This is a genomic window from Glycomyces tritici, from assembly GCF_030403505.1.
This window is the reverse complement of the sequence record NZ_JAUEMJ010000005.1, coordinates 326,959-349,306: the sequence shown is the minus strand read 5'-3', so window position 1 is coordinate 349,306 and position 22,348 is coordinate 326,959. Positions and strand designations below refer to the sequence as shown.

At 70.4% G+C, this 22,348-nt stretch carries 20 protein-coding genes; 6 read left to right on the top strand and 14 right to left on the bottom strand.

The features are described from left to right. The first annotated feature begins 353 nt into the window (after positions 1-353). Positions 354-1,109, top strand: a complete 756-nt coding sequence (locus QWI33_RS18425; protein WP_289958612.1) for a glycoside hydrolase family 12 protein — start codon at positions 354-356, stop codon at positions 1,107-1,109. 312 nt (positions 1,110-1,421) lie between these two features. Here the strand turns inward: QWI33_RS18425 and QWI33_RS18420 are convergent, their stop codons facing one another. From QWI33_RS18420 to QWI33_RS18375, 10 genes are all read right to left on the bottom strand, one after another. Further along, on the bottom strand, positions 1,422-2,009 hold the full coding sequence (locus tag QWI33_RS18420; protein WP_289958611.1) for a TIGR03086 family metal-binding protein: 588 nt from the start codon (positions 2,007-2,009) through the stop codon (positions 1,422-1,424). Positions 2,010-2,012: 3 nt separating this feature from the next. After that, positions 2,013-2,504 (bottom strand): SRPBCC family protein, encoded by a 492-nt coding sequence (locus QWI33_RS18415; protein WP_289958610.1) that lies wholly within the window; start codon positions 2,502-2,504, stop codon positions 2,013-2,015. Further along, positions 2,501-2,869, bottom strand: a complete 369-nt coding sequence (locus tag QWI33_RS18410; protein ID WP_289958609.1) for an ArsR/SmtB family transcription factor — start codon at positions 2,867-2,869, stop codon at positions 2,501-2,503. Before QWI33_RS18410 ends, QWI33_RS18415 begins: the two co-directional genes overlap by 4 nt. Before the next feature lie 144 nt (positions 2,870-3,013). Beyond that, positions 3,014-3,196: a hypothetical protein gene (locus QWI33_RS18405; RefSeq protein WP_289958608.1), complete on the bottom strand. Its 183-nt coding sequence runs from the start codon at positions 3,194-3,196 to the stop codon at positions 3,014-3,016. After that, positions 3,190-3,750 carry a BUD32 family EKC/KEOPS complex subunit gene (locus QWI33_RS18400; RefSeq protein WP_289958607.1) on the bottom strand — a complete coding sequence of 187 codons (561 nt, stop codon included), beginning with the start codon at positions 3,748-3,750 and terminating at the stop codon, positions 3,190-3,192. Before QWI33_RS18400 ends, QWI33_RS18405 begins: the two co-directional genes overlap by 7 nt. Positions 3,751-3,752: 2 nt before the next feature. Further along, entirely contained in the window at positions 3,753-4,766 is a 1,014-nt protein-coding gene (locus QWI33_RS18395) for a LacI family DNA-binding transcriptional regulator (RefSeq protein ID WP_289958606.1), read from the bottom strand. A 31-nt stretch (positions 4,767-4,797) separates the two neighbouring features. Next, the gene (locus QWI33_RS18390) at positions 4,798-5,589 is read right to left on the bottom strand and encodes a carbohydrate ABC transporter permease (RefSeq protein WP_353895515.1); all 792 of its coding nucleotides are present in this window, start codon (positions 5,587-5,589) and stop codon (positions 4,798-4,800) included. Positions 5,590-5,663: 74 nt separating this feature from the next. After that, a complete protein-coding gene (locus QWI33_RS18385; RefSeq protein WP_289958710.1) occupies positions 5,664-6,554 on the bottom strand; it encodes a carbohydrate ABC transporter permease in 891 nt (296 codons plus the stop codon). A gap of 105 nt (positions 6,555-6,659) precedes the next feature. After that, positions 6,660-7,973: an ABC transporter substrate-binding protein gene (locus QWI33_RS18380; protein ID WP_289958604.1), complete on the bottom strand. Its 1,314-nt coding sequence runs from the start codon at positions 7,971-7,973 to the stop codon at positions 6,660-6,662. 24 nt (positions 7,974-7,997) lie between these two features. Beyond that, entirely contained in the window at positions 7,998-10,088 is a 2,091-nt protein-coding gene (locus QWI33_RS18375) for a glycoside hydrolase family 36 protein (RefSeq protein ID WP_289958603.1), read from the bottom strand. Positions 10,089-10,307: 219 nt separating this feature from the next. On the opposite strand from QWI33_RS18375, the gene QWI33_RS18370 reads away from it, so the two are divergent. Next, positions 10,308-12,986, top strand: a complete 2,679-nt coding sequence (locus tag QWI33_RS18370) for a carbohydrate-binding protein (protein WP_289958602.1) — start codon at positions 10,308-10,310, stop codon at positions 12,984-12,986. A 123-nt stretch (positions 12,987-13,109) separates the two neighbouring features. Here QWI33_RS18370 and QWI33_RS18365 read toward each other — a convergent pair whose 3' ends face one another. Both QWI33_RS18365 and QWI33_RS18360 read right to left on the bottom strand, forming a co-directional pair. After that, positions 13,110-13,367, bottom strand: coding sequence for a GlsB/YeaQ/YmgE family stress response membrane protein (locus QWI33_RS18365; RefSeq protein ID WP_289958601.1), 258 nt, complete (start codon positions 13,365-13,367; stop codon positions 13,110-13,112). 67 nt (positions 13,368-13,434) lie between these two features. After that, positions 13,435-14,340 carry a ribokinase gene (locus QWI33_RS18360; protein WP_289958600.1) on the bottom strand — a complete coding sequence of 302 codons (906 nt, stop codon included), beginning with the start codon at positions 14,338-14,340 and terminating at the stop codon, positions 13,435-13,437. A 222-nt stretch (positions 14,341-14,562) separates the two neighbouring features. On the opposite strand from QWI33_RS18360, the gene QWI33_RS18355 reads away from it, so the two are divergent. From QWI33_RS18355 to QWI33_RS18345, 3 genes are all read left to right on the top strand, one after another. Then, on the top strand, positions 14,563-15,558 hold the full coding sequence (locus tag QWI33_RS18355; protein WP_289958599.1) for a phosphotransferase enzyme family protein: 996 nt from the start codon (positions 14,563-14,565) through the stop codon (positions 15,556-15,558). Between the two features lie 155 nt (positions 15,559-15,713). Then, the gene (locus tag QWI33_RS18350) at positions 15,714-16,415 is read left to right on the top strand and encodes an alpha/beta fold hydrolase (protein WP_289958598.1); all 702 of its coding nucleotides are present in this window, start codon (positions 15,714-15,716) and stop codon (positions 16,413-16,415) included. Between the two features lie 287 nt (positions 16,416-16,702). Further along, positions 16,703-18,712 (top strand): glycosyl hydrolase, encoded by a 2,010-nt coding sequence (locus QWI33_RS18345; protein ID WP_289958597.1) that lies wholly within the window; start codon positions 16,703-16,705, stop codon positions 18,710-18,712. A 50-nt stretch (positions 18,713-18,762) separates the two neighbouring features. Here the strand turns inward: QWI33_RS18345 and QWI33_RS18340 are convergent, their stop codons facing one another. After that, the gene (locus tag QWI33_RS18340; protein WP_289958596.1) at positions 18,763-19,251 is read right to left on the bottom strand and encodes a VOC family protein; all 489 of its coding nucleotides are present in this window, start codon (positions 19,249-19,251) and stop codon (positions 18,763-18,765) included. Between the two features lie 43 nt (positions 19,252-19,294). Next, positions 19,295-20,527, bottom strand: coding sequence for an ROK family protein (locus QWI33_RS18335; RefSeq protein ID WP_289958595.1), 1,233 nt, complete (start codon positions 20,525-20,527; stop codon positions 19,295-19,297). 101 nt (positions 20,528-20,628) lie between these two features. Between QWI33_RS18335 and QWI33_RS18330 the strand changes: the two genes are divergently transcribed. After that, on the top strand, positions 20,629-22,302 hold the full coding sequence (locus tag QWI33_RS18330) for a glycoside hydrolase family 13 protein (RefSeq protein ID WP_289958594.1): 1,674 nt from the start codon (positions 20,629-20,631) through the stop codon (positions 22,300-22,302). The last annotated feature ends 46 nt before the right edge of the window (positions 22,303-22,348 follow it).

Below are 22,348 nucleotides of genomic sequence, written 5' to 3'. Positions count from 1 at the left end.
TTGTAGGCGAGCACGGGGCGATCAGACCCCCGACTGGTGGACGTTTTCCGAGGTGGCGGGTACGTTTACGGTTCAATCTGTGTCGACAATGGTCGGTTAAGCGACACAAGGCGTTCTGGTTCCGCGGCGGGTCCGCGCCCCGGGACCGATCGATCGAGTCCCCTCATTCGCGCGAGCGGACTTTCCCATGCCTCGCAGGCGTATTCATCAGATCTTTATTTGTTTATTTGCCTGTTCAAACATTGACATCCATGTATGCGACGTAGCAGGATGTCCATATATAGGGCCAGATACCACTCCTGGCCCGTTCCGACACGATCTGCACACCGGCAGTACAGGAGAGGAAACATCAGATGACCCTCGTCAAACGCAGGTCGGCCGCTCTCGGCCGGCTCGTCCTGGCGGCACTCGTGATCGCCGGGTTCGTCAGCTTCGCGTCTCCGGCTCAGGCCCAGGCCTTCTACTCGTGCGACCGCTGGGGGGAGCATCACCAGAACGACTGGACCGTCTACAACAACATCTGGGGCGACAACCACGGCACCCAGTGCCTGACCGTCAACAGCGCCAACTCGTGGTACGTCGACGCGACGCACACCGGCGGCGGCATCAAGTCCTACCCGAACACCTCGGTCAGCCCCCAGACCCCCTTGTCGCAGATGGCGAACGCAGGGTTCACGTACAACACGTCGTCGGCCCCCGCCGCCAGCGGGGACTGGTGGAACTGGACGGCGGACCTCTGGTCCACCGGCAACGCGGACGAGATCATGATCTTCACCAGCTGGCACCCGCAGGGTCCGGCGGGCGGCTGGGGCAGGCAGATCGCGTCCAACGTGACGGTCGGCGGCATCCTCTACGCGTCGGTCTGGCAGGCCGACCCGGGCTGGAACGTCCTGCAGTTCATCCCCGCCCAGCAGAGCAATGAAGGCTATGTGGACGCCCTCGCGACCTGGAAGTGGGCCGCGGACCAGGGCCTCCTGCGCAACACCGATTTCAACACGATGCAGTTCGGCCTTGAGATCACCTCGACCAGCAACGAGTCGAAGCGGTACTCGCTGAACGAGTACCACGCCTGGTGGACCAACACCTCCGGCGGCGGCTCAGGCATCTGACCGCAAGTCGCGCAATACGAGCGAGCTCCGAAGTCCGCCGCGAGCGGACGCGGAACGCGCGAGGCAGGGCGCGCAAGGAGGCGGCGAGGGCCGGGACCACTGTGGTCCCGGCCCTCGCCGTCGCATTCGAACACCTCGCCGCCTTCTGGCAGCGGGTGGGATTTCGGGCCGCCGGGCCGGGCCGGGCCGCCGCCGCCTCGCAGCGGTCAGCTTCCTGGCCCGCCGGGCCAGGTCGCCGCCGACTCACGACGGTCACCTCTCGGGCCGCCGGGCCGAGTTCCGGCCGACCCCTTCGCCGTCGCCTCGCAGCGGTCAGCGCTCGGGCCGCCAGGCCGGGTCTCGGCCGACGAAGGCCGCCAGCTTGTCCTGCGGGGACGCGTCGTCGGCCACGGGCACGGCGGGACCGAACTGGCCGCTGTCGCGCAGCATCTGGTCGATCGGCTGCATGCCCGCCAGCGCGGTGCGGCAGCGCTCCTCCCCCAGTTCGGGTTCGCGGCCGAGTGCCTTGGCGAGGTCCCAGGAGTGCATCCAGATGTCTGCCGTATAGAACTGGTCGATCGCCTCTTCGACCGGCTTGTCGCCGGTGTTCGGGTTGCTGAGGACCCGCCCGGCGGGCTCGTCGACGATGGCCTGCACCTGTGCGACGTGGCGCTTCCAGGCGGCGACCGGGTCGGCGTCGATGTCCAAGGGCCCCAGCTCGATCCCCGCTCCCTTGAGGAAGTCGCGCGGCCATTCGATCAGGTGCTTCACGACGTCCAGGGCCGTCCATTCCGGGACGGGGCTGGGGCGCGACCAGTCGTCGGCGCTCGCCGACTCGACGAGGGCGGTGAAGTACGCGGCGTCGTGCGCGAGCCGCCCGGAGGGGTCGGCGGGCGGCTCGTGCGTTCCGTTCTGCGCCATGGGCTACGCCTCTTCCTTCGACTGAGCCTCGAGCATTTCGTCGAGCTTCTCGTAGCCCTCGTTGACCCCGATGTCCATGCCGCTGGCGAGCATGCCGTCGCGGGTCTCGAAGTCCTGGGTCACGCTCAGCACCCGCAGCCGCGTACGGCCGCCTTCGAGCCGTTCGAAGGTCAGCGTCTCGAGGAAGACCCCGTCGGGATCGCCCTCGTAGGTGAAGGTCCAGACGATCCGCTCGTTCGGGCGGACCTCGTGAAAGCTGCCGAAGAACGAGTACGTCTCGCCCCCGCCTTCACCGCTGAACGCCCACTCGCCGCCCGTGCGGACGTCCCAGCGGGTGATCTTGGTGTTCGACGCGCGGGGCCCGGTCCACTGGGCGTAGAGCTCGGGGTCGACGTGGGCGTTGAACACGCGTTCGGGCGTCGCGTCGAATTCCCTGGTGATCTCGATCGTCGGGACCTTGGGGTCCGCGGTGATCTCGGTTTCGTGCTTGGTCATGATGCTTCCTCCTTGTCGGGTCGCCGGTCCTCGTCGTCCTGGGCCGTGCGGGCCAGTAGGGCGTCGAGGCGGCGGTAGCGTTCCTCCGCTTCGCGGCGATAGCGCTCGATCCACTGCGACATCAGGTCGAATGCCTCCGTGTTCAGGTGGACGGGCCGTCGCTGGGCGTCCTTGCTGCGGGTCACCAGGCCGGCCTCTTCGAGCACCTTCACGTGCTTGGAGATGGCCTGGAAGCTCACGTCGTACGGCTCGGCCAGCTCGCCGACCGTGGCGTCGGAGACGGAGAGCCGGGCGACCAGGTCGCGCCGGGTCGGGTCGGCCAGTGCCGCGAAGGCCCGGTCGAGCAGCTGCGTTCTGTCACCCACGATTCGTCCTCAACTGATTGGTTGAATACAACGCTAGACCATGGCCCGGTCGTTGTCAACTAATTGGTTGAATAAGTGCTCACCTGGAGCGATGCCGGGCGAGACGCAGGCCAGGGCCGGTCGAAGACCTCGCAGCGTGAGCACTCAGGTCAACGCGCGGTCGAAGACCTCGCGGTGCGTGGCGACGAAGGCGTGCTCGCGGCGGCTCCACTCGATCCGGTCGGCCAGCTGCTCCGGTGTGGCCGGGACCGTGGCCGCCTCGGCCCGGAACTCGGCCCAGAAGCGCGCATTGCGGGCCTGGCGTTCGAGGATGCAGTCGATCAGCACATGCCGCCGAGCGGCTTCCAGGCCGTACGCGTCGGCGATGAGCCGCACCTGATCGGCTTGGCGTGCAACGGGAAGGGTCTGCTTCGAGGCGATGGACCAGGTCCACGCCAGGTAGGCCACGTCCTCGAGCGGGCTGCCCGGGGCGGCTCGGCGAAGTCGATGAAAGCGACCGGCAGGCCGCCTTGGAAGACGGCGTTGTTCGGGCCGGGGTCGTGATGGCACACCACGTCGCACCGGCCCGCGAGGTCGCTGCCGCGGGTCGCGTCGTGCATCCGGCGCAGCAGCGCCGCCGCGGCCCGAACCTGCTCGTCAGACCAGACCCCGAAGCGGGCCGGGACCTCGCCGGGGAGGAACGAGAGGACGTCCGCCTCGTCGGACCTGCCCAGGTGCCTCGGGGCGCCGTCGAAGCCCTGCCGCTCCAGCAGCCCGAGCAGCGCGGCCATGAAATCAGAGGAGCCCGAGCGCGGGCGGTGCACTGTGTCGCCGATGCGGACGACCCCGGCGGCCATGCGTCCGCCCTCCAGCGGCACGGCGTCCGGTGCGGATTCGGGCAAGGTCAGGCGCCGTGCTTCGGGGCGGCGGTGCTGCCGCGCAGGACCAGGGCCGGGCGCTCGCTGGAGTAGCGGCGGACGGTCGTACCGTCGATGGCCTGCTTCAGCAGCTGGAAGCCACGCGTGCCCAGGCCCGCGAAATCCTGGTCCACTGTGGTCAGCGGCGGGCTCCAGAGTTCGGCGAGCGGGTGGTCGTCGAAGCCGGCCACCGAGATGTCCTCGGGGACGCGGCGGCCCGCCTCGGTGATGCCGCGCATGACGCCCATGGCGATCTCGTCGTTGCCGCAGAAGACCGCCGTCACCTCGGGGTCGGCGGCTAGTTCACGGCCGACCGCTATGCCGCTCTTGGGATCCCAGGTCGCGTCGCGCACCGCGGGGACCGCGGCGCCCGCCTTCGTCAGCGCCCGCTTCCAACCGCTCGTGCGGCCGTCCACCCGGCGCGACGGCGGGACCCGGACATGGTGCACGGTGCGGTGCCCCAGGCCCAGCAAATACTCCGTGAGCTCCTCCGCCGCGGCGGCCTCGTCCAGGACCGCTTGCGGCACACCGGCTTCCCGTGTGCCGGAGAGCGCCACGACCGGCAGGTCCCCGCCCAGCTGGTGCAGCGCGGCGACACCGGGCGGGTCGAACTTGAGGACCACGACCCCGGCCAAGGTCTGCATCTGGACCGCCGCCACCGCGCGGTCCACCTCTTCGGCGTCCGCGCTCTCCACGACGGTGATCATCACCGTGTAGCCCTCCGCGCGGGCCGCGATCTCGATGCCGCGGATCGTCTCCGCGTAGCCGTAGCGGGAGGTGTTGCCGGCGATGACGGCGATGGTCTGCGATTTGCGGGAGACGAGCACGCGGGCGGCGGCGCTGGGCCGGAAGTTGAGCTCCGCGATGGCGGCCTCGACCAGCTCGCGCTTGGCGGGGCTCACCTTCGCGGCCCCGGTGAGCACGCGGGAGACCGTCGGGACCGAGACGCCCGCCAGTTCGGCGACGTCCGAGATCGTCGGGTTCCTGCCCGTCCTCGCCACAGCTCTCCTCACTTCACTGCACCGGTGGCGCTCATTTCACCGCACCACTGGTGATGCCGGAGATGATCCTGCGCTGGGCGACCACGAACGTGATCAGGAGCGGCAGGCTCATCAGGATGATATAGGCGAAGATGAGGTGCCAGTTCTGCAGATACAGACCCGCGCTCGCCACCTGGTAGAGGTTCAGGGGCAGCGTGTCGAGCCGGCCGCCGACCACGAACAGGGCGTAGAACACGTCGTTCCAGATGTACAGGCAGATCAGGATGGTCGCGGTGGCCAGCACCGGCCGCAGCAGCGGCAGGATCACCCGGATGAAGGTGCGCACCGGCCCGGCCCCGTCCACGCGGGCGGCCTCCTCCAGCTCGTGCGGGATCGTGCGCACGAAGCCGGTGACGAAGAAGATCACTGTGGACAGGTACATGCCCATGTACACGCCGATCATGCCGAGCGGGGTCCCAGCCAGGCCCAGCTGGCGCAGCAGGAGCACGATCGTCACCACCGCAGGCGGCAGCACGATCCCCGAGATGCCCAGCGCGTAGATCGCCGCCGTCAGCCGCCCGCCGCGGCGGCCGAGGATCCAGGCGGCCATCGAGCCGAGGATGAGCACGCCGACCACGGCCGGGACCATCACGAGGAGGCTCCCGAGGAAGCCCGCGACCATACGGCCGTCCTCGAACACGGTGGCGAAGTTGTCGAACAGCTGCCACTCGCTCGGCGGCGACAGATCCGGGTTCAGCGCCCCCGCCTGGTCCTTCGCGGCGGTCGCGATGACGAGCCAGAACGGGACGCCGAGCACGAGGGCCGCGACGAGGATCGCAGCGATCGGCTGGACGGGGAAGCGGCGCTTCTGCCTGCGGCGCGCGGGTGCGGTCGTGCGCGGCCTTTCAGCGGTCAGTGTCACAGCACGTCCTCTCGCTTGCGCAGGAACCGGATCACGGGGAACGCGAGGATCGCGACCAGCAGGAACAGCACCAGGCTCATGGTCGTGGCCTGGGCGAACAGGCCCTGCCCGAAGGTCCGGAAGATGTAGATGTTCAGCAGCTCGGTGGTCCCGCCGGGGCCGCCCTCGGTGGTGGCCTGGACGATGTCGAAGCCGTTCATGGAGCCGAGCAGCGCGGTCGCCACGTTGAAGGTGACGGCGGGGGCGAGCAGCGGGAACCGGATGGAGCGGAACATGGTCCAGCGCCCGGCCCCGTCGAGGCGGCCCGCTTCGAGCACGTCCTCGCTGATGGTCTTGAGGCCGGCCAGGTAGATGAGCATGGAGAGGCCCATCCACTTCCAGGCGTGGACGACCGCGACGACCACGATGGTCCACGTCGTGCTCCCCAGCCACGGGATCGCGACCTCCGCGCCGGTGAACCAGCCGATGATGCCGTTCAGCGCCCCGTCGGGCTTCAGCAGCGCCTGGAAGATGTAGCCGACCGCCAGCGCGGACATGATGACCGGCACGAAGAACGCGACGCGCACGGCGCGGTTGACCCGCGTGTCCTTCTCGAGCAGGAGCGCGAGGCCGAGGCCGAAGGCGTTCTGGAACACCGCCACGAGCACGGCGTAGACGAGGGTGACCTTGAGGGAGTTGAGGAGGGTGCCGTTGGTGAACAGGGAGGCGAAGTTGTCCAGGCCGGTGAAGTTGATGGCGCTCTTGAAGCTCGACCAGTCGGTGAAGGCGTAGACGAAGTTGAAGACGGTGGGGACGAGGAAGAACACGACCAGGACCGCGAGCGCCGGAATGAGGAACCACAGTGGATGGTCTTGGCGGCGGGGTCCTGCCTTGCCCTTGGCGAGCATGGTGGTCACGGAGTTCGGCCTTCCTGGTAGCGGCGTTGCTTCGGAGGTGAGGGGCGCCGGGGTCTCGACCCATGCCCGGCGCCCCTCGGTGGAGCGGCTGATTTGTTAGAAGCCTTCGGCGCCTTGGGCTTTGGCGAGTTCTTCGAACTGGGCCTGGGTGGCCTCCGCGACCTCGGCGGGCGTCTTGGTGCCCTGGATCATGTCCGCGAGGTAGATGTACAGGTCCGGGTTCGCGATGGCCTGGGCCTGCATCGAGCCGACCGAGGTGCCGACCGAGTCGCTGACGGCGAGCAGGGCCTCGGGGACGTCGGCGGGGGTCTCGACGCCGGTCTGGAGCGAGACGGTCGACTGGGCGTTCACGAAGTCCTCGTAGCCGTCGCCCATCCAGTAGGAGAGGAGCTGGCGGGCGGCGGCCTCGCGCTTTTCGTCCCCGGTCTTGAAGGCCACCAGGGCGTTCGACTGGTCGGGGATGAAGGTGCCGGTGTTGCCGGACGGCGAGATCGGGAAGAAGCCGATCTTCTGGTTCAGCTCCTCGGTGTCGGCGAGCGACTGGAGCTGGCCGAAGTAGGAGTTGACCTGCATGACCATCGCGGCGTCGCCCGCGAGGAGGGCGGCGCCCTGGTCCTCGAAGGTGGCGGTCTTGATGTCCTCGTTGAACAGGCCTTCGTCGATGAGCCCCTGGTAAGTGTCGATGGCGCCCTGGATGGTCGGGTCGGTGAACTTCTCCTCGTTCGCGTTCACGCGGTCCCAGAGGCCGTCCGCGGCGGCGTCGGCGAGCAGCACCTGCACCCACCACTGGGTGCCCCACTTGTCCGCGGCCATCTCATGGAAGGGGGTGACGCCGGCGCCCTTGAGGTCGCGGGCGGTCTGCAGGAAGGAGTCCCAGTCGGTGGGGGTCGCGGTGATGCCGTTGGCCGCGAACACCTCCTTGTTGTAGTAGACGCCTTCGACGGCGGGGGTGGTGATGAGCGCGGCGTAGCGGGTGTCGTCGAGGATGCCGGTGATGTCGCGCAGCTCGGGCTTGTACGCGTCGAGCCACGGGGCGTCGTCGAGCGGCTGGAGGTTCTGCGAGGCGTTGATCGCCGTCAGCTGCGAGGCCGTGGGCTGCCAGAACGCGAGGTCGGGCTTGTCGCCGGTGGCGACCTTGGTCTGGACGCCCTGCTCGTACGGGTCGGGGATCGTGACGACCTCGACCTCGGCGCCGGTGAGCTCCTCGAAGCCCGCGATCACGCTGTCGGGCACGGTGTTCGAGTTCTGGGCGGCCCAGATGGTCAGGGTGGTGCCGGAGAGGTCGGCGTCCTGCGCGGGCCAGGAGACCGGGCCGTCCGACCCGGTGTCGGCGCCGGGGTCGGAGCACCCGGCGAGCGTGATCGCGCCTGCGGCGGCGAGCGCCAGCGCGTTGCGGAACCTGTTCTTCATTGAATCGCTCCTTACAGTGAGGGACTAGTAGTGCAGGCGCAGGGTGCGGGCGGCGATGTCGGCGTCCCCTCCCTGCACGGTCAAGGTGCCGGTGTCGCGGTCCCAGTCGGTCTTCCACTCGGGAAGGTCGAGGGGGAACACGGTGGCGACCCGGAGGTCGCGGTCGGCGAGGTGCGGCAGGTGCAGTCTGGTCGCGGCGTCGCCGCCCCGGCGCCAGACGGAGACGAGGTCTTCGCCGTCGCCGCGCAGGCCGAGGGCGACCCACGGTTCGGTCCAGTCCGGGAGTCCGGCGGGCCAGTACGCGTGGCCCGCGGCGATGGACTCGCGCAGCCGCTTCGCGGTCGCGACGGCGGCGGCGACGGTGGCGCGCTGGGCTTCGGTCATCTCGTTGAGGTGGCCGGAGACGTAGAAGCGGCCGAGGAGGCCGGTGACGAGGCAGAACGCGACTTCCTCGTCGTTCATCTCGGGTTGGGGGTAGGCCCAGCTGGCGGCCTGCTCGGGCAGGAGCGAGATCGGGGCCGCGGCGGCGATCGGCGGGTACTTCGCGAAGTCCTGCTGGTCCGAAGTGGACTGCATGGCGAGGCGGGAGAGGACCGCGAAGTCCTGGCGCATCGCGCCGGAGGAGCAGTTCTCGATGACCAGGCCGGGGTGGCGGTCGAGGACGCCGTCGAGCCAGGCGAGGTGGGCCCGGTTGTGGCCGAGGAGGCCGTCGCCGACGCTGTCGGCGTCGAGGTCGGTGCCGGGGCCGGGGTTGATGTTGTAGTCGAACTTGAAGAAGCCGATGCCGAAGTCGTTCACGAGGCGGTCCACGACGCCGTCGAGGTGCGCGACGGCCGCCGGGTGGCGCAGGTCCAGGTGGTAGCGGTGGTGCTCGGTGATGCGCTGGCCGTGGCGCTGGAGGAACGCCGCGTCGGGGAGCTTGCGGGCCATGGGGCTGCGGACGCCGATGACCTCGGGTTCGAGCCAGAGGCCGGGGACCATGCCGGCGTCGCGGATCGCGTCGATGACCTCGCCGAGGCCGCCGGGGAAGCGGGTGGTGGAGGGCTGCCACTCCCCCACGCTGGGCCACCAGTCGCCGCCGTCGTCGTACCAGCCGGCGTCGATGCAGAAGATCTCGGCGCCGACTTCGGCGGCGGCCGTGATGAGCGGGAGGAGCTTCTCGGTGGTGGGGTCGCCGAGGAGGGTGTTCATGTAGTCGTTGAAGACCACGGGCATGGCGGCGTTGTCGGGGTGGGGGCGGCGGGCGGCGCGGCGGAAGTCCGTCAGGGCCGCAACGGCTTCGGTGAAGTCCTCTCCCACGGTGACCGTGGCCGGGACGGTGGTGAAGGCCTCGCCGGGGCGCACGACGCGGGTCCAGGCCGAGTCGGCGTCGGTGGGGCCGGAGAGGGTGAAGTAGCCGCCTTGGAGGTCTTCGCCGAGCTCCCAGCGCCAGGCGCCGTTGTGCTCGATCTGCCAGGCGAAGGCGAGGCCGGCGGTCTCGAGGCCCGCGACCGGGAGGTGGCGGCCGGTGGACCAGGTGCCGTCGGAGGTGACGGAGTGGTGGCCGCGCGGGTCGTGGGCGCTGTGGGCGAAGTGGGTGGAGAGGCGCGGGAAGTCGTTGCCGCGCAGCGGGGTGCGGCTCCAGCGGCCTTCGCCGAACCAGTCGCTCATCCCTTGGACGCGGTGCCAGCCGGCGAGGTTGTCGTCGTCTGTGCCGCCGGGCCGGGTGAAGCCGGAGGACCAGGAGGCGACGGAGCGGAGCACGAGGGTGTCGTCTCCTGCGGCGCGGATTTCGACGCGGGAGCGGACGGCCGCCTCGGCGGTGTCGAAGCGCTCGAGCGTGACGACGGCCAGGACGCCGGGCGCGGTCTGGCGGATGACCAGCCTTCGGACGCCGCCGTCCCGCTCCTCGCTGTGGGAGGCGTAGCGCAGGGCCAGGCCGAGCTCGGTGTGGGAGATCCGGTCGGCGGCGGGGGTGTTGCCGGTCCGGGCGGTGGTGACCTCGACGAGGGGCACGGCGTGCAGCGGGATCGCGGCGCCGTCGCGGGTGAGGCCCGCCAGATGCACCGGCGAGTCGTCGCCCCAGGCGAATCCGAACTCGAGACGTCCACTGCCCCAAGAGAACTGATCGGTCACGATACCCCTTTGTCCGTACGTCGGGACCGCGGACGGGAGACCGCCGCGATGCGTTGACAGCCCGAACCATAACCCGGTATGAAATCGATTTCAAGTCGTGTCTTGAAATCGTTATCAAAGATCGGTACGGTCTACCTGCGATCCAACGGTCGCGATCCCCGGTTTTTCAACACGTCCCGGCTCAATGAAGAGAGGACCACCCTGATGTTGAGGAGACTCATGAGCACCGGTGCAGCCGCGGCAGTCGCCGCGACCGCCCTGACCGGTCTCGCCTCCCCGGCCACCGCCGCCGAGCCCGAAGTGCTCGCGGTGGACTTCGCCGAACGCACCGGCGACTTCCGCGGCGGCGCGACCGGCACGCTCTACGGCTTCGGCGACGAAGGCGCCCCCACCCAGGCGCTGATCAACGGCGCCCACATCACCAACACCTCGCAGAAGGCGCCCTACGGCACCCAGCACCCCTCCGGCGACGCCGTCAAGGTCGAGGACGGGTTCTTCGCCAAGAACGGCGAGGACATGTACATCTACATGCAGGACTACTACCCCGAGTGGCCGTACAACGGCGGGAGGCGCCCCGGAGACGACCGCACCTACAACCTCGAAGACGGCACCTACACCGAGGGCGGCAACGGCGTCTGGGACTTCCTCGAGGTCATCGAGTTCGTGACCGAGGCCGTCGCCACCGACTCCGCACGGCCGCAGGACTACGTCTTCCTCCCCTTCAACGAGCCCGACGGCGGCAACTGGTACCCGAACTGGGCCGGGCAGAAGGACCGGTTCCTCGGCGACTGGCAGGCCGTCTACGAGAAGATCCAGGAGGTCTGGGCGCGCCACGACCTCGGCCACGCCCGCATCGCCGGCCCCGGCGACACCCGCTGGCAGCCCGAGCGCAGCCGCGACATCCTCGAGTTCGCCAAGGCCAACGACTCGCTGCCGGACATCTTCGTCTGGCACGAGCTGGGCATCGACAACCTCGGCACCTACCGGCAGCACTTCGCCGACTACCGCGCGCTGGAAGCGTCACTCGGCCTCGAACCGATCCCGGTCAACATCACCGAGTACGGGATGCTCCGCGACATGAGCGTCCCCGGGCAGCTCGTCCAGTGGTTCTCGATGTTCGAGGACACCAAGGTGGACGCCCAGACCGCGTACTGGAACTACGCGGGCAACCTCTCCGACAACACCGCCCGGCCGGGCGGCGCCAACGCCGGCTGGTGGATGTTCAAGTGGTACGGCGACCTCGACGGCAGCGAGACGGTGAAGGTCACGCCCCCGACGCCGGACGGCGTGGACACCCTCCAGGGCATCGGCGCGGTCCACGAGGCCAACCGGCGCGCCACCGTCCTCTGGGGAGGCACCGACAGCGATGTGGCCCTTGACCTCTCAGGGCTCGACAAGTCGATCTTCGGCGGCAAGGTCGACGTGGAGATCCGCGAGAACGCCCTCACCGGCGCCGAAGGCCTCGCCGGCGACCCGCCGGTGATCGCCGCCTACGACGGCCTTCAGGTGGTCGACGGCGAACTGCGGCTCGACGTGCCCACTTACGACCGGTACGCGGGCTACCAGCTCATCATCACCCCGAGCCAGACGCGCGACGTGGAAGCCGACGCCGCCGCGCAGCCGTGGCGCGACGCGATCGAGGCCGAGGACATGGCGATCACCGCCGCCACCGTGTACACGCAGGACCCGAAGGCGAACGGCGGCTGGCAGTTCCTGGCCTCCGGCGGCAAGGACGTGGGCTCCTTCAACCAGGTCGGCTCCCGCGCCGAATGGACCGTGGACGTCCCGAGCGACGGGACCTACCGGCTCCAGGTGATCGGCGGCGCCCCGGGCGTCCCCGGTCGGCACGCGCTGTTCGTGGACGACGAGTCGTCGGGCACGATCCAGTACGCGGCCGACCTGGCGCTCAACGCCAACAGCAGGTGGAAGTACCGCGGCAGCGCCGAACTGCTCGTTGACCTGACCGCCGGCAGCCACACCCTGTCGATCCGCTCCAGCGCGGACGGGACCACGAAGCTCCCGAACTCGGACATCACGCTCGACAAGGTCTCGTTGACCAATGTGGAGAACGGGGAGCCGACCCTGTATCCGGCTTCGGGCTTCCGCCTGGAGAACGGCGCGGCCCTGAAGTGGACCGGCAACTGCAAGGGCGGCGCGGCCCTGAGCGGCGACGACCGGGCGGACCTGTACGCCACCGCTATCGAGACCGGGTACTACGACGTGCAGATCGACTGGGCCTCCACCAAGGCCTCCTCGGTCGAGGTCGCGGTGAACGGCGCACCGGTCGCCGAGGTCACCGCGAGCAAGGCCGGGAAGTGGCGCTCCACCGCCACCCTCCACCTCAACGAGGGCATCAACGAGATCGAGCTCCGCTCCCCCGACGGCGCGGTCGTCCAGTCCCTCACCACGATCCGCGACCGCACCGCCGACAGCGCCGCCGTCACGGTCGAGGCCGAGGACATGACCCTGCACGGCCAGGCGGCGGTCACGCAGCTCCCGGACAGCACCGGCACCAACGCCTCCGGAAGCGCCTTCGTCGGCTGGATCGGCAACGGCGCGGGCAACGCGGTCGAGATCGCCCGCGACGGCTTCGCCGCCCCCGGGGACTACGACCTCACCGTGTTCTACGCCAACGCCGAGACCTCCGGCCAGCACGACTACAACCCGCAGGTCGTGGACCGGCTGCTGGAGGTCCAGGAGGGCACCGAGCAGGTGGGACACGCGTACTTCCGCTACACGTACTCGTGGAACAGCTTCTCGCAGCGCACCATCCCGGTGACACTGTCCACTGCGGATGAGGCCCTGCGGCTGGGCAACGCGAACGCCTGGGCGCCGGACATCGACCGGGTCGTCATCGCCCCGCGCCTGATCGGCGCCCCGACGACGGCAGCGCGCTAGCGGCAAGAGACCGGAGGCCCTGTGCGCGAACCGCACAGGGCCTTCGCCGTTGCCCCAGCCCCGCCCGAATCCGGGCGTCCGTAGGGCCCCGCACGCGGTCGCGTGCGGGGCCCTACGGGAAGGTCAAGCGGACTTCTTGCGGCCCACGAGGCTCTCGGCGACGCCGATGAGGAGGACCGAGACGATCACCGCCGCGATGAACCCGATGATGTTCAACTCGAAGATGTCGCCCGTGCCGAGCAGGTTCGCGATCGTCCCGCCGATGACCGAGCCGACCAGGCCCAGCAGCAGCGTGGCGAAGATGCCGAGGTTCTGCTTGCCCGGCTTGATCAGGCGCGCCAGCGCGCCGATGATGAGCCCTGCGACGATGAATCCGATCATAATTGAGCCTCCGATGCCCGTTCGGTCCCTCCATCATGGCCGAAAGCGGCGTCCCGCGGCCCCGAAATCAGGAGTCCAGCAGGCTCCGCACCTCGTCCAGGGTCGGAATCGAGGGTCCCGCGCCTTTGCGCTGCACCGCGATGGCCGAGGCGGCGGTCGCGAACTCGGTGGCCGCCACGAGCGAGCGCTCGTCGGCGGTGCGGTCCAGGGAGGCGGCGAAGGCGCCCACGAACACGTCCCCCGCGCCCGTGGTGTCCTTGACCTCGACCGGGAACGCCGCGACCTTCACCGGATCGGCGCCGCGCCCGCCGACGAAGGCGCCGTCGGCGCCGAGGGTGATGACGACGTCGCAGCCGTGCGCGGTGAGCACGGACATGAGCGACCGCTCGCCCGTCCCCGCCGGCTCGCCCGCGAGTTCGGCGGCCTCGTGCTCGTTCACGATGAGGATGTCGACCTCGGCCAGCAGCGCTTCGGGAAAGGCCCCGCTCGGGGCGGCGTTGAGGACCACGACGGTGTCGGCGGCCCGCGCGGCGCGGATCGCGGCGGTCACGGTGTCCAGCGGCGTCTCCAGCTGCACGACCATGACGTCGGCGGCGGCGATCTCGGCCAGTTCGGCCTCGGTGAGGTCCACGAGGGCGGCGTTCGCGCCCGAGTTGACGACGATCGAGTTCTCGCCCTTGCGGTCCACGAAGATGACGGCGGTGCCGGTCGGGGCGTCCACGCGGCGGTCGAGCAGGGTGATGCCCGCTGCCCGGGCTTGCGCGGCGAGCTCGTCGGCCGCCGCGTCCCGGCCCAGCGCGGCGATGAAGCGCGTCTCGGCCCCGGCGCGGGCGGCGGCGATGGCCTGGTTGTTGCCCTTGCCGCCGGGGAAGGAGGCGAGGCCGCGCGAGAGCACCGTCTCGCCCGGCGCGGGGATACGCTCGACCTCGTAGACGAGGTCGAGGTTCGCGCTTCCGATGACGACCACGCTCATGTTGCCTGCCTCCACAGTCCGGATCACCGAGGCGGTGGTATCCGCCCATGCGAAGCCTGACACAGCGTCCGCGGGCCGGTCCGCGAGTCGGCCGATCCAGTGATCCGAGACCGACCGTCTCAACAGCTGGGCGCCCTCGCAGTCCCGATGGCGTCGCCGAGGAGGGTCGGCGGCTGGGAATCCGTTTGCCTCCGGGCCGCCGGGACGCGAGACTGGCTCGCGATGATGCCATTGACTGAGATCGACCGTCTGAAGCAGACCGTCACCGAAGCCTGGACCAGTCCGATCGCCGACGAGGTCGCCGCCGCATGGGGGTACGAGCCCGGGACCGCGCGCTGGTGGCGCTCCAGCGCCTCCCACGTGTTCGTGCTGCCCGACCCGCGCGGGAAGCGGTACCTGCGGTTCGCACCCGAGCAGGACGCCGGGGCCGAGGCCGTGGCGGCGCTCATGGAGCGCCTCGCCGAGAACGGCACGCCGGTCGTGCGGCCGGTCCGGGCCGACTCCGGACGGCTCACGGTCACCGTGCCGACCGCGCACGGGCCGATGCGCGCCATGGTGGTGGAGGCCGCGGCCGGCGAGGAGGCGGACGCCGATGAGCTCACCGCCGACCGCGCCCGCGCGTGGGGCCGCGCGCTCGCGATCGTGCACCGCGATGCCGCGGACGTCGATGCCGTGCTGCCGCAGGCGTTCGGCGAACTCGCCGAGGCGGCCGAGCGGTTCCCGGGGGACGCCGAGCTGGCCGAGGCCGTGGCGCGCCTCGGCGAGCGGGTCGCCGCGCTGCCCCGCGACAATGCCCGGTTCGGGGTCGTGCACGGCGACTTCGAGCTGGACAACCTCGCGTGGGAGGGCGATCGGGCGACGGCCTTCGACTTCGACGAGGCCGCGCACTCCTGGTACGCCGCCGATGTCGCCTTCGCCCTGCGGGACCTCACCGGCCCCGATGGCGCCGTCGCCGAGGAGCGGCGCGCGCTGGTCGAGGCGTTCATCGCCGGGTACCGGGGCGTTCGCGGGTTCACGGAGGCCGAGGTCGCGAGCCTGCGCCTGTTCACGGGCGTGCACGCCGTCTGCTCGCTGGTCCGCATCACGCGGGCCCTCGGCACGCCGGACGCCGGCGAACCCGAATGGCTGGCCGGGCTGCGGTCCGACCTCGAGGCCATGGCCCGGGAGCAGCGCGCCCTCGCGCTCGCTGTCGCGGGCCGGGCCGTGCTCGGCAATTGAGGAATTCTCCGATCGCATCTGTTGTGCTGCAACAAGGTTTACCCGGAGGTCAGCGGCCGTCAGGCGGCACATGCTCCATGGGTCCGGCAAGGGCTCCGCGGCTTCCGGGCCGCGGATTCCTTGCGTTTCCCGGTTCGGGGCAGAACAATCGAAACATGGACGATCCACTTCTGGTACTGGTGCACAGCCCGCTCACCGGCGCGCAAGCCTGGGGCCCCACCGCCGAAGCGCTGCGATCGCTGGGGCACGTGGTCGCGGCCCCCGACCTCGGCCCGGCCTTCGCCGGCGACGGCCCCTACCTCCCGGCCGCGGCCGCTCTCGCCGCCGCGGGCCTGCGCGAGTACGCGATGCACGAGTCGGTCGTCCTCATCGCCCACAGCGGCGCCGGGACCCTGATCCCGGCCATCGCCGAGGCGGTGCCCCGCACCGCGGCCGCCGTCTTCGTCGACGCCCTGCTCCCCCACCCCGGGCAGTCCTGGTTCGACACGGCCCCGAAGGAACTGGGCGACCACCTGCGCCAGGTCGCCGCGGACGGGCGGCTGCCGAAATGGAGCGACTGGTTCCCGCCCGAGGCCATCGAGGACCTCCTGCCCGACGCCGGCCTGCGCGAGGCGTTCACCGCGGCCCTGCCGCGGATCCCCCTGGCGTACTTCGAGGAGACGGCCCCGTACGCCCCGGCGTGGCCGCCCGGTCCGTGCGCCTACCTGCGCCTGAGCGAGGCCTACCGCGCCCAGGCCGCCGAGGCCGTCGCGAAGGGCTGGTCCGTCACCGAACTCCCCACCGACCACCTCGCGATCTACACGCAGCCGGAGCAGACCGCCCGCATCCTGAGCGCCCTGCTGGGCGAGCTCGTCTGAGGGGCGGACCGGCACGCGAATTCGCGCATGGCGGTCTCGGGGTGCCCACGAAGGCGCATCAAGCGCCGCCTTCGAGGATCTCGAGGCCCCGAGCGGGGCGTAGACCATGGCCGGTCGCGGTCGGGCCGGGCGGCGGCGCGGTCGCGGGCCCGCAGCCGTTGACATCGATGAATCGCTATGGATATCCTGTGGACGGCTTAACCGATTCAGTATCCGAAACCCCAGGTCATGGCCACCCACCGGATCCAACCCCTCCCGCGAGGGCCTTACGTTCAAAGGAGACGCAAGTGCCTATCTCCGCATTCCGCGCGCCCCGGCGCGCCGTGATCACCCTCGGCGCCGCCACCGCGGCGGCCGCCGCCGCGGCCGTCGGCATGCCGCTGCCCGCCAGCGCCGAGACGAACCGGCGGCAGCGCGTCAGCATCGTCGACGACTGCGCGACCCCGCAGACGCGCGCGCTCTTCCAGTACATGCTCGACCAGCAGGGCCAGGGCATCCTGTTCGGCCACGAGCACACCCTCACCGACGGGTTCACCTTCGACACCTTCACCGAGACCACCTCCGATGTGGAGGCCACCACCGGTGACTACCCGGCCGTGTTCGGCTGGGACACGCTGATCCTCAACGGGTTCCAGAAGCCGGGCGTGTACGGCGGCACCGTCGAGGAGAACATCGAGGCCATGAGCTGGGCCTTCGAGAAGTCGGACGCGCTCGGCGGGATCAACGTGCTCAGCGCGCACATGTACAACTTCGTCACGGGCGGGGACTTCTGGGACACGACCGGCCGCGTCGTGAGCCAGATCCTCCCGGGCGGGCCGAAGCACGCGGACTTCAACGAGTTCCTCGACCGGATCGCCGCTTCCGTGAAGGGCGCCAAGCGGCCCGACGGCACGCTGATCCCGGTCGTCTTCCGGCCGTTCCACGAGAACACGGGCGGCTGGTTCTGGTGGGGCGCGGGGCACTGCACCTCAGCGGAGTTCATCGAGATCTTCCGGTACACGGTGGAGTACCTGCGGGACACCAAGAAGGTGCACAACCTCCTGTACTCGTACTCCCCGAACTCGAGCTTCGGCGGGGATCCGGCGAACTACATGAAGACCTACCCGGGCGACGAGTTCGTGGACATCCTCGGCTACGACGCGTACGACAACTCGGCGGGCTCACCGGAGTGGCTGGCGGGCACCATGAAGGACCTCGCGATGGTCGTGGGCCTCGCCGAGGAGCGCGGCAAGGTGCCGGCGTTCACCGAGTTCGGGGAGTCCGGCGAGGAGGGGCGGAACCTCGACTGGTTCACCGACCTGCTCGGGGCGCTGAAGGCGGACCCGGCCGCGAGCCGGGTGTCGCACATGCTGACCTGGGCGAACTTCGGCGGGACCAACCGCGCGTACGTGCCGTTCCCGGGGCACGCGCTGGAGCCGGACTTCGTGGAGTTCTACGAGGACCCGTACTCGCTCTTCGCCTCCGACCTCGACGGGGTCTACGACGCGCGCACCTCCGCGGTGCCGAGCGCGCCGTTCCTGCACCTGGTGACGCCCACCGACCGCCAGCGCGTGACGACCGCCGAGACCACGATCCGGATGCGCCTGACCTCCGCGACCTCGCGGAAGGCGACGTACTCGATCAACGGGGGCGCTCCGGTGGCGCTGACGCGGGACTCGGCGGGGTTCTACTCGGGCAAGTGGTCGATCGATCCGTCCTGGCTGGACAACCGGACGGTCACGGTCAAGGTGAGCGCCAAGGTGAACGGGCGCACGATGACGGACGAGGCGCTGGTGTTCCTCGGCGAGGTGGAGCCGCTGCCGGTGGGGTGGATCGACGACTTCGAGGGGTACGCCGGGGACGACCTGACCCTGAGCGAGGCGTACAGCCACGTCAACGCCAACACGACGACCCTCTCGGCGGAGCACAAGGCTTCGGGCGCTTACGGTCTGGCGTACTCGTACGACTTCGCGAACGCGGGGTACACGGGGATCGGGCGGTCGGTGGGCCAGGACTGGACGGCGTTCGGCGCGTTGAAGCTGTGGCTCAAGGGCGACGGCTCGACGAACGGCGCGACGATCCAGGTGGTGTCGAAGGGCGCGTACTTCGAGTACAACACGGGCCTGTCGGACACGGCGGGTGCGGAGGTGAACGCGCCGTTCGCCGACTTCCGGCCCGCGCCTTGGGACACGGGGCACGCGGACGCGCGGCTGGACGCGGAGCACTTGGCGGAGGTCTCGGCGTTCAACCTGTACCTCGGGTACGGCGGGACGACGGCGGCCGGAACGGTCTATGTAGACGACATTCGTGCGGAGTGAGCGAGGGCCCCGGAGCCTGAGGTCGTCCTCAGGCTCCGGGGCCTGCGCTGTCAGATGAGGCCCGGCGCGTCCATGACCTGGGTCTGCTCCATGGCCTTGACGTACTTCGGCTCCTCCATGCGGCGCATGGCCTCCTCGGGCTCGGGCGCCTCGACGCGCTCCTGGAGCCACCACAGGTTGCCGAGCGGGTCGCGCAGGCGGGCGACGCGGTCGCCCCAGGCCTGGACGTCGGTCAGGGGGGTCACGAGCGTCGCGCCGGCGTCGACGGCGCGTTTCAAGGTGGCTTCGGCGTCTTCGACGTAGAGGCGCAGCATCGCCGGAGTGTCCACTGAGAACGGCGTGTCGAAGAGCATCACGATCGAGGTCCCGATGCGGACTTCGGCGTGGCCGATCCTGCCCGGCGGCATCTCGACGCGGCCGAGTTCCTCGCCGTCGAAGGCGTCTTTGATGAAGTCGATGACGCGGGCGGTGTCGCTCGTGACGATCCACGGCGTGACGGTGCCGTAGCCCTCGGGAACGGTTGCAGGTTTGGAACTCATGGCGACTCGCTTTCGCTCGCGGAACGGGTGCCGGTCCAGTATATCAGAACGGAATAGTTTGTTCCCGCATTGGAGCGGACGGCTCAAGGGCGATCGCGTTCGTGCGCACGATCTCGAGCGCGCGGGCGAGTGCGCCGAGGCTGACCACGCCGCCGCCGAGCGGTGAGGCGATGAGGTCCGGCGCGGGCGGGTGGGTCAGCTCGTCGAGGCGGGCCGCCGCGCGGGGCAGCAGCAGGCCGAGGGAGTCGGCCACCGCACCGGAGAAGACGATGCGCTCCACGTCGAGCAGGCCGCCGAGGACCGCGCAGATGCGGGCGAGGCGCTCGGCCATGCGGTCGAGGAGCGCCAGCGCGGCCGGATCGCCCGCCTCGGCCGCGCGGAACACGACCTCGGCGCCGAGCTTCGCCTTGGGCGTCTGCATGATCAGGCTGTGTTCCTCCACTGTGCCCGATGCCTGGAGTTCGAGGGCCCACGTGCGAAGCAGGGCCGCGATGCCGTGGGTGGAGCCCACGCCTTCGACGAGCGAGAGGAGCCGCAGCTCCCCCGCCGCGCCGCGCTTGCCGCGCACGAGGTGGCCGTCGACCACGTAGCCCGCGCCGAACCGCTCCCCCGACATCAGCGCGATGTACGAGGAGGCGCCCACGCCCGCGCCGAGGGCGCCTTCGGCGAGCGCCGCGAGGTTCGCGTCGTTCTCGACCTCGGTGAGCCAGCCGCGCTCGCGGAAGTGCGCGGCGAACCCGGGGTTCATGCGGGACCAGAACTCGAGCTCGCCTTCGGGTGAGGCGCCGTCGAGGTCGGTGGGGGCGGGCACGCCGACGGCGACGCACAGGACCGACCGCTCATGCACGCCCGCGGCGTCGAGCGCCGCGGCGATGGTCCGGTCGGCCACGGCCACGCGCTGCTCGGCGCTGTCGGGGTCGATCTCGGTGTGGGCGCGCGCGAGTTCGCGCCCGCGCAGGTCGGCGACCGCGGCCGTCACGCAGTGCTGGCCGGCGTCGACGCCGACGACCGCTCCGGCGTCCGCGCGGAGTTCGTACCGGCGGGCGGGGCGGCCCTTGCGGTACTCCCCGCCTGCGGCGCGGGCGTTCGGGAGCTCCGCGATCCAGCCTTTTTCAACGAGGGCGTCGCAGAGCGCGATCACCGTGGAGCGGGTCAGGCCCGTGGCCGCGATGGCGTCGCTGGCGGTGAAGGCCGTCGTGCCCCAGGCGTACTCGAGCACTGCGGCGGCGTTCGCTCGGCGCAGCGAGAACGCGTACTTCTCATCTTCTCGGGGCAATGCTCTTGACACCTCGGCTTTCCGTGGCCCAGTATGGCAGGAGCCATTTGATTTTCAAACTAGATTTAATCAGGATATCAACAGTTGAAAGGCTCACGTCAATGACCGAGCTGCTCACGAGCACCAGCACCGCCGCACCCGAGCGCCTCGACGCCGACTGGTGGCGCCAGGCCACCGTCTACCAGATCTACCCGCGCAGCTTCGCCGACGCGAACGGCGACGGCCTCGGCGACCTCCCCGGCATCACCTCCCGCGTCGACTACCTCGCGCGGCTCGGGGTCGACGCCGTGTGGCTCAGCCCGTTCTACCCCTCCGAGCTGGCCGACGGCGGCTACGACGTCGCCGACTACCGGGACGTCGACCCGCGCCTGGGCACCCTCGCCGACTTCGACGCCATGGTCGCGGCACTGCACGCCGCCGGCATCAAGCTCATCGTCGACATCGTGCCCAACCACTCCTCCGATCAGCACGAGTGGTTCCAGCAGGCGCTGGCCGCGCCGAAGGGCTCGCCCGAACGCGACCGGTACGTCTTCCGCGACGGCCTCGGGCCGAACGGCGAACTGCCGCCCGCCGACTGGACCTGCATGTTCGGCGGCCCGGCCTGGGAGGCCGTGGGCGACGGGCAGTGGTACCTCCACCTCTTCGCCCCCGAGCAGCCGGACTTCAACTGGCGCAACGGGGAAGTGCGCGAGGACTTCCTGAAGACCCTGCGGTTCTGGTCCGACCGGGGCGTGGACGGCTTCCGCGTCGACGTCGCGCACGCCCTCGCCAAGCACCTCCCCGAGGACCTGCCCTCCGAGGCCGAACTCGCAGCGATGGACCGTGCCACCGGCACCCACCTGCTCTGGGACCGCGACGAAGTGCACGACATCTACGCCGGCTGGCGCGAGGTCTTCAACGAGTACGACCCGCCGCGCATCGCCGTCGCCGAGGCCTGGGTCGACCCGCCCGCGCGCCGCGCCCGCTACGCCAGCGCCGAGGGCCTGGGCCAGGCGTTCAACTTCGACCTGCTCGAAGCCGACTTCGACGCAGGGCAGTTCCGCCGCATCATCGTCGACAACCTCGAGCAGGCCGCCGCGTCCGGCTCCTCCACGACCTGGGTGTTCTCCAACCACGACGTGGTGCGCCACGCGACCCGGTACGGCCTGCCGCCGAACGGCGACCGGCCGCGCCACTACAACCGCAAGTGGCTGCTCTCGCGCGGGGCCGACCCGGTGCTGGACGAGGCCGCCGGGCTGCGCCGCGCGCGGGCCGCGACGCTGCTCATGCTCGCACTGCCGGGCAGCGCGTACCTGTACCAGGGCGAGGAGCTGGGACTGGGCGAGGTCGCCGCGATCCCGGACGAGGAGCGGCAGGACCCGACGTTCTTCCGCAGCCCCGGCGTGGACGTGGGCCGCGACGGCTGCCGGGTGCCGATCCCGTGGACCGAGCAGGGCGGGTCGTTCGGGTTCGGCAGCGCCGAAGCCCATCTGCCGCAACCGGAGTGGTTCGGCGCGGTCTCGGTCGAGGCGCAGTCGGACGATCCGGGTTCGACCCTCAACCTGTACCGCGACGCCCTGGCGCTGCGCCGCCGGCTCCAGACCGACGAGTCGCTGACTTGGGTGGACTCGGGGCCGCAGGTGCTGCACCTGCGCCGGTCCAACGGCTGGGAGGCCGTGGCGAACTTCGGCGCGACCGCCGTGCCGCTGCCCGCCGGCGCGGTGCTGATCGCCAGCGGCCCGGTCGAGGGCGAGCTGCCGCCCGAGACGACGGTCTGGCTGCGCAGCGGCGAGTGAGGCCGCGGCCCCGCCTCCGATGCGCGACGGGCGCATCGGAGGCAGG